The sequence below is a fragment of the Luteimonas sp. 3794 genome, assembly GCF_031456825.1.
In the GTDB taxonomy this organism is placed as follows: Bacteria; Pseudomonadota; Gammaproteobacteria; order Xanthomonadales; family Xanthomonadaceae; genus Luteimonas.
Map to the genome: position 1 here is coordinate 1 of NZ_JAVDVJ010000017.1, position 14,728 is coordinate 14,728.

16 protein-coding genes are annotated in these 14,728 nt (G+C 69.1%); 8 read left to right on the plus strand and 8 right to left on the minus strand.

The window, feature by feature from the left end; translation table 11 throughout:
• The first annotated feature begins 187 nt into the window (after positions 1-187).
• Together J2X52_RS16135 and J2X52_RS16140 are read left to right on the plus strand one after the other, a co-directional pair.
• Positions 188-637: a DUF192 domain-containing protein gene (locus J2X52_RS16135; RefSeq protein ID WP_310155720.1), complete on the plus strand. Its 450-nt coding sequence runs from the start codon at positions 188-190 to the stop codon at positions 635-637.
• Between the two features lie 45 nt (positions 638-682).
• A complete protein-coding gene (locus J2X52_RS16140; protein WP_310155723.1) occupies positions 683-1,528 on the plus strand; it encodes a tetratricopeptide repeat protein in 846 nt (281 codons plus the stop codon).
• Positions 1,529-1,592: 64 nt separating this feature from the next.
• Here the strand turns inward: J2X52_RS16140 and J2X52_RS16145 are convergent, their stop codons facing one another.
• On the minus strand, positions 1,593-1,832 hold the full coding sequence (locus J2X52_RS16145; RefSeq protein WP_310155726.1) for a rubredoxin: 240 nt from the start codon (positions 1,830-1,832) through the stop codon (positions 1,593-1,595).
• A 28-nt stretch (positions 1,833-1,860) separates the two neighbouring features.
• On the opposite strand from J2X52_RS16145, the gene thiE reads away from it, so the two are divergent.
• From thiE to J2X52_RS16165, 4 genes are read left to right on the plus strand one after another with little or no spacing between them, the layout of a single operon-like run.
• Complete coding sequence (gene thiE, locus J2X52_RS16150; protein ID WP_310155729.1) at positions 1,861-2,487, plus strand: thiamine phosphate synthase; 627 nt, start codon at positions 1,861-1,863, stop codon at positions 2,485-2,487.
• A gap of 23 nt (positions 2,488-2,510) precedes the next feature.
• Positions 2,511-3,806 carry a glutamate-1-semialdehyde 2,1-aminomutase gene (gene hemL / locus J2X52_RS16155; protein ID WP_310155732.1) on the plus strand — a complete coding sequence of 432 codons (1,296 nt, stop codon included), beginning with the start codon at positions 2,511-2,513 and terminating at the stop codon, positions 3,804-3,806.
• A complete protein-coding gene (locus tag J2X52_RS16160) occupies positions 3,803-4,699 on the plus strand; it encodes an ion transporter (RefSeq protein ID WP_310155736.1) in 897 nt (298 codons plus the stop codon). The genes hemL and J2X52_RS16160 overlap by 4 nt, the downstream gene beginning before the upstream one ends.
• Entirely contained in the window at positions 4,696-5,316 is a 621-nt protein-coding gene (locus J2X52_RS16165) for an HAD-IA family hydrolase (RefSeq protein WP_310155738.1), read from the plus strand. The genes J2X52_RS16160 and J2X52_RS16165 overlap by 4 nt, the downstream gene beginning before the upstream one ends.
• Here J2X52_RS16165 and J2X52_RS16170 read toward each other — a convergent pair.
• The 3 genes from J2X52_RS16170 to J2X52_RS16180 all read right to left on the minus strand — a co-directional run bounded on the left by J2X52_RS16170 (position 5,301) and on the right by J2X52_RS16180 (position 8,046).
• Positions 5,301-5,759 carry an HIT domain-containing protein gene (locus J2X52_RS16170; protein ID WP_310155741.1) on the minus strand — a complete coding sequence of 153 codons (459 nt, stop codon included), beginning with the start codon at positions 5,757-5,759 and terminating at the stop codon, positions 5,301-5,303. The two genes, J2X52_RS16165 and J2X52_RS16170, sit on opposite strands and share 16 nt — an antisense overlap.
• On the minus strand, positions 5,740-6,966 hold the full coding sequence (locus tag J2X52_RS16175; protein WP_310155746.1) for an acetylornithine transaminase: 1,227 nt from the start codon (positions 6,964-6,966) through the stop codon (positions 5,740-5,742). Before J2X52_RS16175 ends, J2X52_RS16170 begins: the two co-directional genes overlap by 20 nt.
• Positions 6,967-7,227: 261 nt before the next feature.
• Positions 7,228-8,046 carry an NAD(P)-dependent oxidoreductase gene (locus J2X52_RS16180; protein ID WP_310155748.1) on the minus strand — a complete coding sequence of 273 codons (819 nt, stop codon included), beginning with the start codon at positions 8,044-8,046 and terminating at the stop codon, positions 7,228-7,230.
• A gap of 106 nt (positions 8,047-8,152) precedes the next feature.
• Here J2X52_RS16180 and J2X52_RS16185 point away from each other — a divergent pair, with 106 nt between their 5' ends.
• On the plus strand, positions 8,153-8,893 hold the full coding sequence (locus J2X52_RS16185) for a hypothetical protein (protein ID WP_310155752.1): 741 nt from the start codon (positions 8,153-8,155) through the stop codon (positions 8,891-8,893).
• Positions 8,894-9,026: 133 nt separating this feature from the next.
• Here J2X52_RS16185 and J2X52_RS16190 read toward each other — a convergent pair whose 3' ends face one another.
• Positions 9,027-9,704 carry a serine/threonine protein kinase gene (locus tag J2X52_RS16190; protein ID WP_310155754.1) on the minus strand — a complete coding sequence of 226 codons (678 nt, stop codon included), beginning with the start codon at positions 9,702-9,704 and terminating at the stop codon, positions 9,027-9,029.
• Positions 9,705-9,774: 70 nt separating this feature from the next.
• Here J2X52_RS16190 and J2X52_RS16195 point away from each other — a divergent pair, with 70 nt between their 5' ends.
• Positions 9,775-11,793 (plus strand): bifunctional DedA family/phosphatase PAP2 family protein, encoded by a 2,019-nt coding sequence (locus J2X52_RS16195; RefSeq protein WP_310155755.1) that lies wholly within the window; start codon positions 9,775-9,777, stop codon positions 11,791-11,793.
• On the opposite strand, the gene J2X52_RS16200 is transcribed toward J2X52_RS16195, so the two are convergent.
• From J2X52_RS16200 to J2X52_RS16210, 3 genes are all read right to left on the minus strand, one after another.
• The gene (locus tag J2X52_RS16200) at positions 11,761-12,354 is read right to left on the minus strand and encodes an LON peptidase substrate-binding domain-containing protein (RefSeq protein WP_310155757.1); all 594 of its coding nucleotides are present in this window, start codon (positions 12,352-12,354) and stop codon (positions 11,761-11,763) included. The genes J2X52_RS16195 and J2X52_RS16200 overlap by 33 nt on opposite strands.
• Before the next feature lie 31 nt (positions 12,355-12,385).
• On the minus strand, positions 12,386-13,903 hold the full coding sequence (gene mpl / locus J2X52_RS16205) for a UDP-N-acetylmuramate:L-alanyl-gamma-D-glutamyl-meso-diaminopimelate ligase (protein WP_310155760.1): 1,518 nt from the start codon (positions 13,901-13,903) through the stop codon (positions 12,386-12,388).
• A gap of 145 nt (positions 13,904-14,048) precedes the next feature.
• Positions 14,049-14,627, minus strand: coding sequence for an adenylate kinase (locus J2X52_RS16210; protein ID WP_310155763.1), 579 nt, complete (start codon positions 14,625-14,627; stop codon positions 14,049-14,051).
• Between the last annotated feature and the right edge of the window lie 101 nt (positions 14,628-14,728).

The following is a 14,728-nucleotide window of genomic DNA, read 5'->3' on the forward strand; positions in this document are numbered from 1 at the left end:
AACACCGCGTGAAGGCTGTTGTCGTTCTCGCCCCGATTCAACCGCTGCCCCGAAGTGCAGCCCGTCAAGCGGGGGGCGAATTATGCATAGATGAATTGAATTTTGGAACCCTTCGCGCAAGATTTTTTTCTTGACGCTCGCAGAGCGCTTGCCGAAGGTGGGAGCCGTCCCTCCTGTTGGTGCTGCCATGCGCGCTCTTCGTCTTCTTCTGCTCTCTGTGCTTGCGTCCTTCCTGCTGCCCGCGTGTGCCAGCGGCGGGGACTGGGTCGAACTTGCGGGCAATCGCTACACCGTCGAAATCGCCGCGACCGACGAGGCGCGCGCACGTGGGTTGATGTTCCGCGACGTGCTCAAGGACGGGCACGGCATGCTCTTCATCCATGACAGCGAGGCGCCGCAGGCCTACTGGATGAAGAACACGCGCATCGCGCTCGACATCCTCTATTTCGACGATGCCCGCAGGCTGGTGTCGCAGCAGCGCGATGTCCCACCGTGCTCCGGCGGCAATCGTTGCCCCTCGTATCCGAGCGAAGGCCCTGCGCGCTATGTCCTCGAGCTCAATGCAGGGGAAGCGCAACGGATCGGCTTGAAGGACGGCGAGACACTCACGCTGTCGCCGTCGATCCCGGTGCCCTGATCCACGCGTTTCGAGCGACTGGATCGCCACGCGGACGTCGACATCATGAGTGCGGAATTGCAGCTGCCCGAGTGGGCGTCGTTATCGGGCACCCCTGACACGGCGATGCCGCTGTTCGCCTGTGCCTTGCTGATTGCGCGCGACGAATACCCAGGGCTCAGTGTCGCCCGGTGCGACGCGGTCCTGCGGGCGCATGCGCGCCACCTGCAGATCGAAGTCGATGCTATCGGGCCGACGCCGCTGAAGATGCAGGCGATCAACCGGCATCTGTTCGAGGAGGCGGGCTATGCAGGCAACCACGACGCCTACTACGATCCGCGCAACAGTTATCTCAACGAGGTGATCGAGCGCCGGCTCGGCAATCCGATCACGCTCGCGGTGGTGCAGATGGACGTCGCGCGCCGGCTCGGCGTAGCCATGGAAGGCATTTCCTTCCCGGGCCACTTTCTGGTCAGCCTGCCGGTTGGCGACGGCATGCTGGTGATGGACCCGTTCAACGGCGGTCGTCCGCTGGGTATCGAGGAACTGCGGTCCCGCGCCTCGCCGCACGTCGACGGTGGGCCGCCGGACGACGACACGCTGGCCGGGCTGTTGCGCCCGGCGACGCCGCGGATGATGCTGATGCGCATGCTGCGCAATCTGCACGGTACCTACGCCGAAGCGGAAGACTGGGCGCGCGCCGTGCGTTGCGCCGACCGGCTGCTGTCACTATCTCCGGATGCGCCAGAGGCACTGCGCGACCGAGGACTGGGGTATCTGGCGCTGGGGCACGTGAGCGGCGCGCGCGAGGATCTGCGGCACTACGTGATGCGGTATCCGGATGCGGCCGATGTGGATACGGTGCGCGAGCAACTGATCCAGATCGGACGCGCGCGCGACCGCGCGCATTAGATGTCGTATCAGCGGGCCCCAGCGCGGCAAGCGCCGGGATCGACGACGCGCTCAGTGGTCGAGTTCAGAGCGCCATCATTTCGAAGTCGTCCTTGGTGACGCCGCAGTCGGGACAGGTCCACGTCTCGGGCACATCGTCCCACCGCGTGCCGGGCGCGATCCCTTCATCCGGAATGCCGACGGCCTCGTCGTAGATGAAACCGCAGACCACGCACATCCATGTCTGGTAGGCGCCCTGCGTCGTTTGATCGTTCATCGGATAATGGCCACATGCGGCATTGGAAACGGGGCCGCATTGTCCCATCGCGCTCGCCCCACCGGAACTCACGTCGATGAACGCTTCCCCGCCCGTCCCGCGCGGCCTCTACCTGCTTACGCCCGACGAGCCCGACACCGCACAGCTGCTGGCCCAGGTCGCAGCCGTCCTGCCGCATGCGACGTGGCTGCAGTACCGCAACAAACGGGCCGATGCCGCGCTGCGCCGGGCACAGGTGCAGGCCCTGCTGCCGCTGTGCCGCGCGACCGGCGTACCGTTGATCGTCAACGACGACTGGCGGCTTGCGGCAGATCTCGGTGCGGATGGCGCGCATCTGGGCGAGGACGACGGTGCGCTCATCGACGCGCGCGCGGCACTGGGCGCCGACGCGATCCTCGGCGCCTCCTGCTACGACGACCTTACGCTTGGCCAGCGCGCGGTCGAGGCCGGCGCGAGCTATGTCGCGTTCGGCGCGTTCTTCCCCTCATCGACCAAGCCCGACGCCCGCGTCGCGCGCAAATCGTTGCTGCGCGATGCGCAGACGCTCGGCGTGCCGCGGGTGGCGATCGGTGGCATCACGCCGGAGAATGCCCGGCAGCTCGCAGCCGCCGGCGCCGATCTGGTCGCCGTCATCAGCGGCGTCTTCGCCGCGCGCCATCCGGCGTCCGCCGCGCACGCCTATCGCGCCGCGTTCGACCTTTGAATCTTCTTCCTTCTGGAGTCTCCATGGATACGTCCCGCTCGCATGCCCTGTTTGAACGCGCCCGCAGCTTGCTGCCCGGCGGCGTCAATTCGCCGGTACGCGCGTTCAAGTCGGTCGGCGGCGAACCCTTCTTCGTGCAGCGCGCGGACGGCCCCTACCTCTTCGACGTCGACGGCAACCGCTACATCGATTACGTGGGGTCCTGGGGGCCGATGATCGTCGGCCACAACCACGCGGCCGTGCGCCAGGCGGTCAAGCGCGCGATCGGTGACGGCCTGTCCTTCGGCGCCCCGACCGAAGCGGAGATCACGATGGCCGAGCGCCTGACCGCGCTGGTGCCGCCGATGGAGATGGTCCGCATGGTGAACTCCGGCACCGAGGCCACACTGTCGGCGATCCGACTGGCGCGCGGTGCGACGGGGCGCACCAGCATCGTCAAGTTCGAGGGCTGCTACCACGGTCACGGCGACTCTTTTCTGGTCAAGGCCGGCAGTGGCGCACTCACCCTGGGCGTGCCCACCTCGCCGGGTGTGCCGAAAGCGCTGGCCGATCTGACCCTGACCCTGCCCTACAACGATTTCGATGCGGCCACCGCGCTTTTCGACGAGGTGGGCGCCGACATCGCCGGCCTGATCATCGAACCCGTCGTCGGCAACGCCAACTGCCTGCCGCCACGCGAAGGCTATCTGCAGCACCTGCGCGATCTGTGCACGCAGCACGGCGCGCTGCTGATCTTCGACGAGGTGATGACCGGCTTCCGGGTCGCACTGGGCGGCGCGCAGGCGCGCTACGGCGTGACGCCGGATCTGAGCACGTTCGGCAAGATCATCGGCGGCGGCATGCCGGTCGGTGCCTATGGAGGACGTCGCGACCTGATGGAACAGATCGCGCCGGCCGGGCCGATCTACCAGGCCGGCACGCTGAGCGGCAATCCGGTCGCGATGGCGGCGGGCCTGGCGATGCTGGAGCTGGTGTCCGCGCCCGGTTTCCACGACGCGCTCGAAGCAAGCTCCAACGCGTTGTGCGACGGTCTGGAAGCCGCCGCGCGCGAGGCCGGCGTGCCGTTCACCACGACGCGCGTCGGCGGCATGTTCGGCCTGTTCTTCACCGACCAGGCGTATGTGGACACGTACGCACAGGCTGTCGCCTGCGATACCGCCGCGTTCAACCGGTTCTTCCACGCGATGCTCGAGCGCGGCGTGTATCTCGCACCGTCGGCATTCGAGGCCGGCTTCATGTCGTCGGCCCACGACGCCGCCGTGATCGATGCGACGCTCGCGGCCGCGCGCGGCGCGTTCGCCGAACTGGCAGCCGCATGAGCGCGCCCGCGCCCGAGACGGAACGCGACGAACGCGCCAATCCGTTCGAGCGCGACCTGCTGCCTGCAAGCCCCGATGGACTGCGCAACCGGATATACCGGTTGCTGTTCCACCACGAGACGCCGGCCGAGCGCAATTTCGACATCGCGCTGATCGTCACCATTCTGGTCAGCGTGATCGTGGTGCTGCTCGACAGCGAGCCGGCGGTGAAGGACCGCTGGCATTCCGTGCTGCTCGCCGCGGAGTGGGCGTTCACCATCGTGTTCACCATCGAATACGGCCTGCGCCTGTGGGCGGTGCGGCGACCGCTGCGCTATGCGACGAGCTTCTTCGGGGTCATCGACCTGCTGGCGATCCTGCCCAGCTATCTGTCGCTGCTGTTCGCCGGCAGCCAGTACCTGCTGGTGATCCGCGTGTTGCGGCTGTTGCGCGTGTTTCGCGTGCTCAAGCTGGTGCAGTACTCCAGCGAGGCCAGCGTGCTGATCACCGCGATGGCCCGCAGCCGACGCAAGATCTCGGTGTTCGTGTGCGCGCTGATCACCATCGTGGTGATCTTCGGCGCACTGATGTACGTGGTCGAAGGCCCCGAGCACGGCTTCACCAGCATCCCGACCGGCATGTACTGGGCGGTGGTGACGATGGGCACCGTCGGCTTCGGCGACATCTCGCCGGGCACGCCGTTCGGGCGCTTCGTGACCTCGATCCTGATCCTGATTGGCTACAGCATCATCGCGGTGCCGACCGGCATTTACACCGCGGAACTCGCCAGCACGTTGCGCCCGAAGCGGCGCCACGTCCGCTGCCGCGAATGTGGACTGCAGGACCACGAGCAGGAAGCCTGGCATTGCCGCCGGTGCGGGACCAGCTTGCCGCCGGAAGAACCGACGCCGTGAGAACCCCGCCGCCGGTGCGGCTGGTGCTGTTCGATTTCGACGGTGTGCTGGCCCGCTTCGATCGCGCCGCGCGCATCGCGGTGCTCGCGCAACATGCCGGCTGCACGCCGGCGCGGGCCGCCTCGGCCCTCTACGACAGCGGCCTGGAGCGCGCGTACGACAGCGGCCTGCTCACTACCAAGGCGTATCTGCAGCAGCTCGGCGCTGGGCTTGGACATGCCGTCGACGCGGGCACATGGATCGACGCGCGTGTCGCCGGCAGCCATGCGGACCCGGCCGCGCTGGCACTCGCGGCGGCCGTCGCTGCGCGCGTGCCGATCGGCGTGCTGACCAACAACGGCGCGCTGATGGCCGATGCGATGCCCCGCATCGTCGCGCCGCTGTTTCCGGCGCTCGAGGGCCGTGTGCTGTGCAGCGGCGCGCTCGGTGTGCGCAAGCCGGATGCCGCCGCGTTCGCCAGGACACTGGCGCGGCTCGACGCGAGGCCGGCCGGGACGCTGCTCGTCGACGACGTGTTCGCGAACGTGCAGGGCGCGCGCGCCGCGGGACTGCATGCCGAGACGGTGATCGACGCGCGATCCATGCGGAAAGTGCTGCGGCGCTACGGCTTGGCCTGACTCTTGGCGAGCGCGGCGCGCAGCGCGGTGGCGAGCGCATCGAGTGCGTCGCGAGGTGCCGGTACCGGCGGCGCGGCCGGATAGATCCGCAGCAGACCATCGCCGATGCGTCGCGGCTGCACGTGCAGATGCACATGCGGGACTTCCTGTCCGCCGGCCTCGCGGTTGGACTGCCACAGGTTGAGGCCGTCCGGCGCGAAAGCGTACTCGGTCGCGCGTGCGATGCGGACCGCGACGCGCATCAGCTGCACGGCGGTGTCTTCGTCCAGGTCCAACAACGTGTCGACGCGCTGGCGCGGCACCACGAGTACGTGCCCGGGCACCGCCTGGCGCAGGTCCATGAAGGCGATCACCTGATCGTCTTCGTGGGCGAGGCTCGCGGGCAGCGCGCCCGACAGGATGGCGCAGCCGTCGGCGCTGGACTCAGCCGGTGGCGACGACATCGGCAATCGCCGCGCGCAGCCGCGCCAGGCCGTCGGCGATGTCGGCATCGGTGATGTTCAGCGCCGGCACGAACCGCAACACGTCGGGGCCGGCCTGCAGCATCAGCAGGCCGTGGCGCGCGGCGTGGTCGAGGATCGATGCGGCCTTGCCGGCGTGTTTGGGGCGCAGCACGGCGCCGAGCATCAGGCCGCGGCCACGGACTTCCGAGAACAGACCGAACTCGGCATCGAGCGCGGCGAGGCCATCGCGCAGCGCGCGCGATTGACGCTCGACGTTCGCGGCGATTTCCAGCGACGCCAGCTTGCGCAGGGCGACGCGCGCGACAGCGGCCGCCAGCGGATTGCCGCCGAAGGTGGTGCCGTGATCGCCGAACTGCATGGCCTCGGCCACCTTCGGGCCGGCCAACAGGGCGCCGATCGGAAAGCCGCCGCCGAGTGCCTTGGCCAAGGTGACGATGTCGGGCACGACGCCGTCCTGGACATGCGCGAACAGGGTGCCGGTGCGGCCCATGCCGCACTGGATCTCGTCGAGCACCAGCAGTGCCTCGTGCCGGTCGCACAGCGCGCGCACCGCGGCAAGATACCCATCGGCAGCCGGCATCACCCCGCCCTCGCCCTGCACGGGTTCGAGCATGACGGCGGCAACATCGCCATTGGCCATCGCGGTTTCCAGCTGGGCGATGTCGTTGAAATCGACGTAGCGGAAACCGCCGGGCAGCGGCTCGTAGCCGGCCTGGTACTTCGGCTGCGCGGTCGCGGTGACCGCGGCCAGCGTGCGGCCGTGGAAGCTGCCGCGCGCGGTGACGATGACGCGGCGATCGGGACTGCGGCCCTGCGCGGTGGCCCACTTGCGCACGAGCTTGATCGCGGCCTCGTTGGCCTCGGTGCCGGAATTGCACAGGAAGGTGCGCGTGGCGAAGCCGCTGGCCTCCACAAGCTCCGCGGCCAGCCGCAGCGGCGGTTCGCTGAAGAACACATTGCTGGTGTGCCACAGCTTGCCGGCCTGCTCGACCAGCGCCGCGACGAGGTCAGGATCGTTGTGGCCCAGGCCGCAGACGGCGATCCCGGCCGACAGGTCGACATACTCGCGGCCTTCGCTGTCCCAGACGCGCGCACCATCACCGCGCTCGAGCACGAGTTCGCGTGGCCGGTAGACGGGCAGCACGTGGCGCCCGGCGAGGGCGATGAGATCGGCGGCGGAGGACATGGACGGCAGCTTCGAAAGGCGTGGGGCGCCGATTGTACGGGGGTGGCAAGCACACGACGCAGAACATCCCGAAGGGGGCGGCAGAAGATGCCTGGCGGATACAGATGGCTGTTTGCGGGCGCTCCGCGGTGGATTCCCAGCCCTCACCCGATGCGCTTCGCACGTCGACCTCTCCCGGAGGGAGAGGCGCTGCGTCGCGTCTCTGAAGAGACTTCGAGCGAATCGGCTGCGCGGAAGCAGAGTGAAACAGCAGATCCGCGCTCAGTCGAGAAACAGATCCGGCAGCAACGGCTGCGCGGGATCGATTGCGTAGATGTCCAGATCGGTGACGCCGGCTTCGGCGAGGACCTCGTCGTCGATCAGGAAGCGGCCATGGAATCCGGTCGCCTCACGGACCAGCACCGCGTGCGCGGCGTCGGCCATGATCGTCGGGCTGCGGCCGTTGCCGCGCTCGACACCGGGAATCATGTTCAGCGCGTCGGTGCCGATCAGCGTGCGCGGCCACAGCGCATTGACCGCGACGCCCTGTGGCCCGAACTCGGCCGCGAGGCCCAGCGTGACGAAACTCATGCCCATCTTCGCCAGCGTGTAGCCGGTATGCGGCGCCCACCACTTGGGGTCGAGCGACGGCGGCGGACACAGGGTGAGGATGTGCGGGTTTGACGCCTGCAACAGATGCGGCAGGCAGGCCTGCGCGCACAGGAAGCTGCCGCGTGCGTTGACCTGCTGCATCAGGTCGAAGCGCTTCATCGGCGTGTCGAGCGTGCCGCGCAACCAGATCGCGCTGGCGTTGTTGACGAGGATGTCGATGCCGCCGAAGGCGTCGACCGTCGCCGCCACCGCGGCGCGCACCTGGTCTTCCTCGCGGATGTCGCACCTGAGTGCCAGCGCCCGACCGCCGGCCGCCTCGACGCTACGCGCGGCGCTATGGATCGTGCCGGGCAGCTTGGGATTGGCGACCTCGGACTTGGCGGCGATCGCAACGTTCGCGCCATCGCGCGCGGCACGTTCGGCGATCGCCAGCCCGATGCCGCGCGAGGCGCCGGTGATGAAGAGGGTCTTGCCGGCGAGGGTCGACATGCGGCGGTCCTGTACTGCAACGGAGTCGTCGCCATTATGCGCACGGTCGCCAAACTGTTCAGCGAGCGGCGCGATACTGGCGGCCTTCCCGCCGCAGGATCCGCCGATGCGCCATGTTGCTGCCCTTGCGCTGTTCGCCCTGACTCTGGCCGCGTGCGATGCCCCGCCGCTTGCCGCGCCACCGGCATCGACATCGGCATCGGCATCGGCCGCCGATGATCAGGCGGCCACGCCACCACCGACGCCGTCGCAGGCCGATACGGCTAACGACCTTGCGGCGGCGGCCGAGGGTGACGTGGTACTCAGCGCGCAATCGATCTGGCAGGGCGATCTGGCGGCGTGCCGCACGGGCGCAGGCGCCGTGGATGCCTGTCTGCTGTCGACGATGCGCGCCAGCGACGCTTCGCCCGAGGCGCTCGCGGCCAGCACGCGGCTGGTCGCGCTCGGCAATCCCGGCTATGTCAGTGACTGGCGCGAGCTCGAGGGCGTCGGTGTCGCCGAGATCACCTATCCCTTCCGCGCCAATACCAACCAGGGACTGTGGCTGGTCGACGCCGACGGTCGCGCGGTGGATGTCGACCACAACGTACTGCCCGCCGGCGCGGTGCGGCTGCGCGGCGAACTCAAGCCGTTTCTGGATGCGCATCCCGACGCAATGCCCTTCGCGCCGGCGCAGGCGGTCGGTAGCGAACCGCTGCCCGGCGGCGGCGTGCGCCTGCGCTTCGACGTGCCGATGCGCACCTGCCATGCCTGCCCGGATGTCGGCAAGCTCGAACTGGGCTACGACTTCGACGCCGACCGTCGCTACGAGGGCCGCAGCGTCATTGCGCTGCGTGCGCCCGGCTGAGCCCGCGGCGCGGGTCGGGGCGGGGTGACGGGCCGCCCACGCATGCGTGGCGGCGCACAGCACGGCGCAGGGGTGCCTGTCAGGGAACCGTCATGCGTTCAGCAGACAGGCACTGCCGAACGTCGACCCGCGCTCAGGGCTTCGGCCCCTGCCCCTCGTTGTCTTCCCACTTGAGGATCTTCCGCGTCACCACGCGATAGACCGGCTTGCCGGTGCGGAACCAGACATCGCGCAGCCATGAGGTGCGTTTGAGCACGCGCCTCTCGACCGGGGTGAGCGACGCGCGGCAGTACATGCGCTTGTGCTTGAGCAGGTGGCGCAGGTCCTCGCGCGCCAGCAGCCGCATCCAGCGCGAGCGTGGATGCCCGCGCACCGCGAGCTGGAAATCGATGATCGCCGGGCGACCGTCCTCAAGCACCAGCCAGTTGGCTTCCTTGGCGAGATCGTTGTGGGCCAGGCCGCGGCGATGCAGGCCCTGCAGCAGCCGGCGCGCGCGGCGGAAATAGATGAGATCGCCGTGCGGCGGACGCTGGTACATCGCGTCGCCGGGCATGAAGCTGCGGTCGAGTTGGCGGCCGTTCCAGCCCAGCAGCTGCGGCACGTCCTGCATGCCGGCCACTGCCGCCAGGCCACGGGCCTCGCGCCTGGCCAGCCACCACGCCGGCAACCGCAGCCACAGCGGCACATGGCGCAGGTCGCGCCGCACGAACAGGCCGCCATCGGCCCCGCGCATCAGCGAGATGCGGCCGAAGCTGTCGGATTTGAGCGCCTGCGCTTCGGTGGGCGCGGCGGGATCGGGAGCGGTCGGCATCGGCGCATTGTACGAGCGCGGGTCATCCGCCGGACCGGGACCGGTCATCGCCCGCTGTCATACTTCGGCGATGCTCACGGACTTCTTCAACAGTCTCGTCACCTGGGTCGGCAACCACCCGCTCGCCGCCGGCCTGGTGATCTTCCTGATCGCGTTCTGCGACTCGGTCATCGTGCTCGGCGTGATCGTGCCGGCGCTGCCGCTGCTGTTCCCGATCGGCGTGCTGATCGGGCTGGGCGAGATCTCCGGACCCTACGCGGTCGCCTGCGCCGCGCTCGGTGCACTGGCCGGCGACGGGGTCAGCTACTGGGTGGGTCGCCGCTGGGGCCATGGCGTGCGTGCGGTGTGGCCGTTCCACAAGTATCCGCAACTGCTCGACCGCGGCGAGACGCTGTTTCGGCGCAATGCGGTCAAGAGCATCGTGGTCGCCCGCTACGTCGGCGCGATCCGCCCCTTCGTGCCGGCGATCGCCGGCATGGCGCAGATGCCGTTGCGGCGCTATCTGCCGGTCAGCATCGCCGCCTGCGTGTCCTGGGCCGCGCTGTTCCTGGCGCCGGGCTGGCTGTTCGGCGCGTCGTATGACGCGGTGGCCGCCGTGGCCGACCGGCTGGCGCTGGTGCTGGGCGCATTGCTCGCGGTGCTGGCGCTGGCCTGGGCGATCATCATCTACACCTATCGCTGGTTCGACGCGCATGCCAATTCGCTGCTGGCGCGGCTGCTGGCGTGGTCGCGGGCACATCCGACGCTTGGTCGCTACGCGATCGCGCTGGTGGATCCCAAGCGCCCGGAATCGGCGTCGCTGGCGATCCTCGCCGTGTGCCTGCTGGCGATCGGCTGGGCCTGCTTCGCCCTGCTGGCGACGGTGATCATGCGCGGGGAGCCGCTGCTGATCGACCAGACCGTGTTCCAGTTCATGTACGAACTGCGCAACCCGCTGGCCGACCGCCTGATGGCCGGGCTGGCCTCGATCGGCGATGTGCACGTGCTCGGCCCCGCGGTCGCGCTGACGCTCGCGTGGCTGATCTGGCGCCGCCGCTGGCTGGGCGCCGCGCACTGGCTGGCCGCGCTGGCGTTCGGCATGGCGCTGACCGCGCTGCTGGGCGCGGTGATCGACATGCCCAAGCCCCCCACCGTGCACGGCGGCTTCGGCTTTCCTGCCGTCGAGATCACGATGTGCACGATCGTGTTCGGCTTCTTCGCGGTGCTGATCGCACGCGAACTGCCCGGTCGCACCCGTGTGTGGCCGTATCTGGTCTCGGGCGTGGTCGTGGCGGTGCTCGGTTTCGCGCGGCTGTATCTCGGCGCGCACTGGCTCAGCGACATCGTCGGCGGGATGCTGCTCGGGGTGGTCTGGCTGCTGGTACTGGGCATCGCCTACCGGCGCCACGTCGAGCGTTCGTTCTGGATGCGGCCGGTCGCGGCGATCTTCTACCTCACCTTCGCCGCCGCCGCGTTGTGGCACGCGCCACGCGCGGTGGATCCGCTGCTCGCGAAGTTCACCCCGAAGCCCTCGGCCGTCACCCTGCCGGCGCAGGCCTGGTGGGCCACGGAGTGGACGCAGCTGCCGGGTCAGTTGCGCGAGCGCGATCCCGCCCATCGTTGGCCGCTGGACCTGCAGATCGCCGGTCCACTGGCGCCCCTGCAGGCCGAGCTCGAAGCGCGGGGCTGGCGCGTCCAGCCACAGGCCGGCTGGATGCGCGTGATCAATCTGCTCGACGACAGCGTGCCGCAGACCGAGCAGCCGGTGCTGCCGGCGACGCTGGACACGCTGGCGGAAACGCTGCTGATGCGCCGCGACAGCGACGCGGACCGGGTCGAGGTGTTGCGCCTGTGGCGTGCGCCGGCAGTTCTCGATGACGGCACCGAGCTGTGGGTCGGCACCAGCCAGTCGATGCTCTACACCCGTCCCTTCAGTGCGTTCGGCCTCTGGCAGCCGCAGGCCGACGCGCACGGCGTGCACCGCGGTCTGCGCGATGTGCTCGACACATTCCCGTCTCGCGAAGACGTGCATCCGCAGTCCGGCGTACCGACGCTGCGGGTGCGCACAGGCGCGGGCTCACTCGTCGTCGACGACGTCGACCAGCCGTAACAGGGTGTCCAGACGCTCATCGGGGTCGTCGAGCTGCAGTAGCTGCTGGCGGTGCGACTGCTCGAGCGGCAGCAGCTCGGCAAGCCGCCAGCCCACCCAGGCCGCATCGTCGAAGTGCGGCTCGGGAAACGCCTGGTCGGCGCCGTCGATGTGCTCAAGGATCTTGCGTAGCACCACGCCGAGCAGCGCGTGCTCGGGCTGCAGGTCGATCCCGGGGTCGGCGGCGCACCAGTCGACATCGGCGATGATCAGGCCACTGTCGCGCACCCGTGTGCGGCGCACGTGGAACCGCCGCGCGCCGCGCACGCGCAACGTCAGGATGCCATCGGCGCCGGTGTCGAAATCCTCGATCCGGGCCTCGGTGCCGATGCCGGCCGGGGTCGCCGGCGCGCCGGCTTGGTCACCGTCGAGGATCAGGCAGATGCCGAACCCGCTGCCGCGTCGTCCGCATTCGCGGACGAGATCGAGATAGCGCGGCTCGAACACGCGCAGGCCCAGCGCGGCCCCGGGGACCAGCACGGTGCGCAACGGAAACAGCGGCAATGAGGTGTCGTCTGGCATGCGCCCAGTGTACGCAGGGCGCTGCGAAAGCTCAGTCGCGCAGGTGTTGCGCGAAGCGACGCGGGGCGCCGTCGAAGCCGCCGTTGGACATGAAGACCACATGGTCGCCGGACTGCACGCGCGCGGCGAGCTCGGCCAGCAGCGCGTCGACATCGGCGACCGCATGCGCTTCGCCGCGCACGGCGGCCACGACCGCGCCGGCATCCCAGGCCAGTTCCGGGCGATGCAGGAACACCACCGCATCGGCCAGATCGAGCGACGGCGCCAGCGCATCCGCGTGGGCGCCCAGGCGCATCGAATTGCTGCGCGGCTCCATCGCCACGACGATGCGCGCATCGCCGACTTTCGCTCGCAGCCCGGCGAGCGTGGTCGCGATTGCGGTCGGGTGATGGGCGAAGTCGTCGTAGACGGTGATGTCGCGCGCGGAGCCCAGCACTTCCATCCGCCGTTTGACGCTACGGAACGCCGCGAGTGCAGGCAGCAGCGACGTGATGTCGACGCCCACCGCCGCGCAGGCGGCGAGCGCGGCAAGTGCGTTGAGCACGTTGTGGTCGCCGAGCAGGGGCCATTCGACCGTGCCGATCGACGCGCCATCACGCAGGACTTCGAACACGCTGCCGTCGTCGCTGCGCTTGACCGCGCACCAGTCGAACGCCGGGTCGAAACCGAACCGTTCGACCGGCGTCCAGCAGCCCATCGCCAGCACTTCGTCAAGACGCGCGTCGTGACCGTTGACGATCAACCGTCCGCGCGCCGGCACCGTGCGCACCAGATGGTGGAACTGGCGCTGGATCGCGGCGACGTCCGGGAAGATATCCGCGTGGTCGAACTCGAGGTTGTTGAGGATCGCGACCGTCGGGCGGTAGTGGACGAACTTGCTGCGCTTGTCGAAGAAGGCGGTGTCGTATTCGTCCGCTTCCACTACAAACAATGGCCGGTCCGCAAGGACTGGCGCGTTCGATTCTTCTCCCTTTGGGGTGAGGACGTGGTGCTCGCGAACCACCGGTTCGCTCACGGCCGAACGCCCGGCGTGCTGCGCCGGGCCGGGGCGCGACGCGAGTTGGCGCGAAGCGCCGGATGAGGGCGACGCCGAGGATCCGCCCAATCTCGCCGACACGCCGAAATCCTCGGCGACGCCCCCGATCAGGAAGCCCGGCGCGCGGCCGGCGGCTTCGAGCAGATAGGACAGGATGGTCGTGGTCGTGGTCTTGCCATGGGTGCCGGCCACCGCCAGCACTTCTCGCCCGGGCAGCACGTTGTCGCGCAGCCACTCCGCGCCGGACGTATAGGCCCGCCCGGCATCAAGCACCGCTTCCACCGCGGGATTGCCGCGCGAGAGCGCGTTGCCGACGACGACCTGGTCGACGTCGTCGCCGATGTGCGCCGGGTCGTAGCCCTGGTGCAGGGTGATGCCCAGCGTTTCGAGCTGGGTCGACATCGGCGGATACACGGCCTGGTCGCTACCTTCGATCGCGTGGCCGAGTTCGCGCGCGAGCGCGGCGACGCCGCCCATGAAGGTGCCGGCGATACCCAAGATATGAAGTTTCACGAAGCCGATTCCTGGACGATCAGAAGACAAGCGGCGAAGTCATGCATGCCCGGCGCCGTCTCCCCCTCTGGAAGAGGGATGGGGTGAGGGACGCGGTCGGCATGCTCGCAGGGCCCGCCCGGACCATGCCGCCGCTGCGCGACGCTCAGGCCGCCGCCTGCTCCCGACCGATCGCCTTGACGATGCGGTCGAACACGTCGTCGAGCGAGCCGACGCCGTCGACGACGGTCAGCTGGTCATGATCGCGATAGAACGCGATCACCGGCGCGGTCTGCTGGTCGTAGACGTTGAGACGGTGACGCACGGATTCGGGGCTGTCGTCGGCGCGGCCCTCGGCCTGGGCGCGGCCGGCGAGGCGGGCGATGATCTGCTCGTTGTCCACTTCCAGCTGCACGGCGGCGTCGAACGGCGTGCCCAGCTTGACCAGCAGCGCGTCGAGCGCGGCCGCCTGGGCGAGATTGCGCGGATAGCCGTCGAGGATGAAACCCGAGGCCGTGTCGTCGCGCGAGAACCGGTCTTCCAGCATGCCGAGCAGGATCTCGTCGGACACCAGATCGCCGCGCGCCATGATCGCCTTGGCTTCAAGGCCGAGCGGCGTGCCGGCCGCCACTTCGGCGCGCAGCAGATCACCGGTGGAGATGTGCGGCACCCGCAGATGGTCCTTCAACCGCGCCGCCTGCGTGCCCTTGCCCGAACCGGGCGCACCGAGAAGAACCAAACGCATCGAACGCTCCTGCAACTGTGGGGAATCGCGCCACCGCCCCGACGTACACTCGGATGACACGGCGGCAGACGGCCGCGCCAGCTTACCGTATCCCGCCACGA

Excerpts from the sequence above, each read along its gene's own strand:
- J2X52_RS16135 (WP_310155720.1), top strand. The coding sequence starts at position 188 with ATGCGCGCTCTTCGTCTTCTTCTGCTCTCTGTGCTTGCGTCCTTCCTG.
- J2X52_RS16140 (WP_310155723.1), top strand. The coding sequence starts at position 683 with ATGAGTGCGGAATTGCAGCTGCCCGAGTGGGCGTCGTTATCGGGCACC.
- J2X52_RS16145 (WP_310155726.1), bottom strand. The coding sequence starts at position 1,832 with ATGGGACAATGCGGCCCCGTTTCCAATGCCGCATGTGGCCATTATCCG.
- thiE (WP_310155729.1), top strand. The coding sequence starts at position 1,861 with ATGAACGCTTCCCCGCCCGTCCCGCGCGGCCTCTACCTGCTTACGCCC.
- hemL (WP_310155732.1), top strand. The coding sequence starts at position 2,511 with ATGGATACGTCCCGCTCGCATGCCCTGTTTGAACGCGCCCGCAGCTTG.
- J2X52_RS16160 (WP_310155736.1), top strand. The coding sequence starts at position 3,803 with ATGAGCGCGCCCGCGCCCGAGACGGAACGCGACGAACGCGCCAATCCG.
- J2X52_RS16170 (WP_310155741.1), bottom strand. The coding sequence starts at position 5,759 with ATGTCGTCGCCACCGGCTGAGTCCAGCGCCGACGGCTGCGCCATCCTG.
- J2X52_RS16175 (WP_310155746.1), bottom strand. The coding sequence starts at position 6,966 with ATGTCCTCCGCCGCCGATCTCATCGCCCTCGCCGGGCGCCACGTGCTG.
- J2X52_RS16180 (WP_310155748.1), bottom strand. The coding sequence starts at position 8,046 with ATGTCGACCCTCGCCGGCAAGACCCTCTTCATCACCGGCGCCTCGCGC.
- J2X52_RS16185 (WP_310155752.1), top strand. The coding sequence starts at position 8,153 with ATGCGCCATGTTGCTGCCCTTGCGCTGTTCGCCCTGACTCTGGCCGCG.
- J2X52_RS16190 (WP_310155754.1), bottom strand. The coding sequence starts at position 9,704 with ATGCCGACCGCTCCCGATCCCGCCGCGCCCACCGAAGCGCAGGCGCTC.
- J2X52_RS16195 (WP_310155755.1), top strand. The coding sequence starts at position 9,775 with ATGCTCACGGACTTCTTCAACAGTCTCGTCACCTGGGTCGGCAACCAC.
- J2X52_RS16200 (WP_310155757.1), bottom strand. The coding sequence starts at position 12,354 with ATGCCAGACGACACCTCATTGCCGCTGTTTCCGTTGCGCACCGTGCTG.
- J2X52_RS16210 (WP_310155763.1), bottom strand. The coding sequence starts at position 14,627 with ATGCGTTTGGTTCTTCTCGGTGCGCCCGGTTCGGGCAAGGGCACGCAG.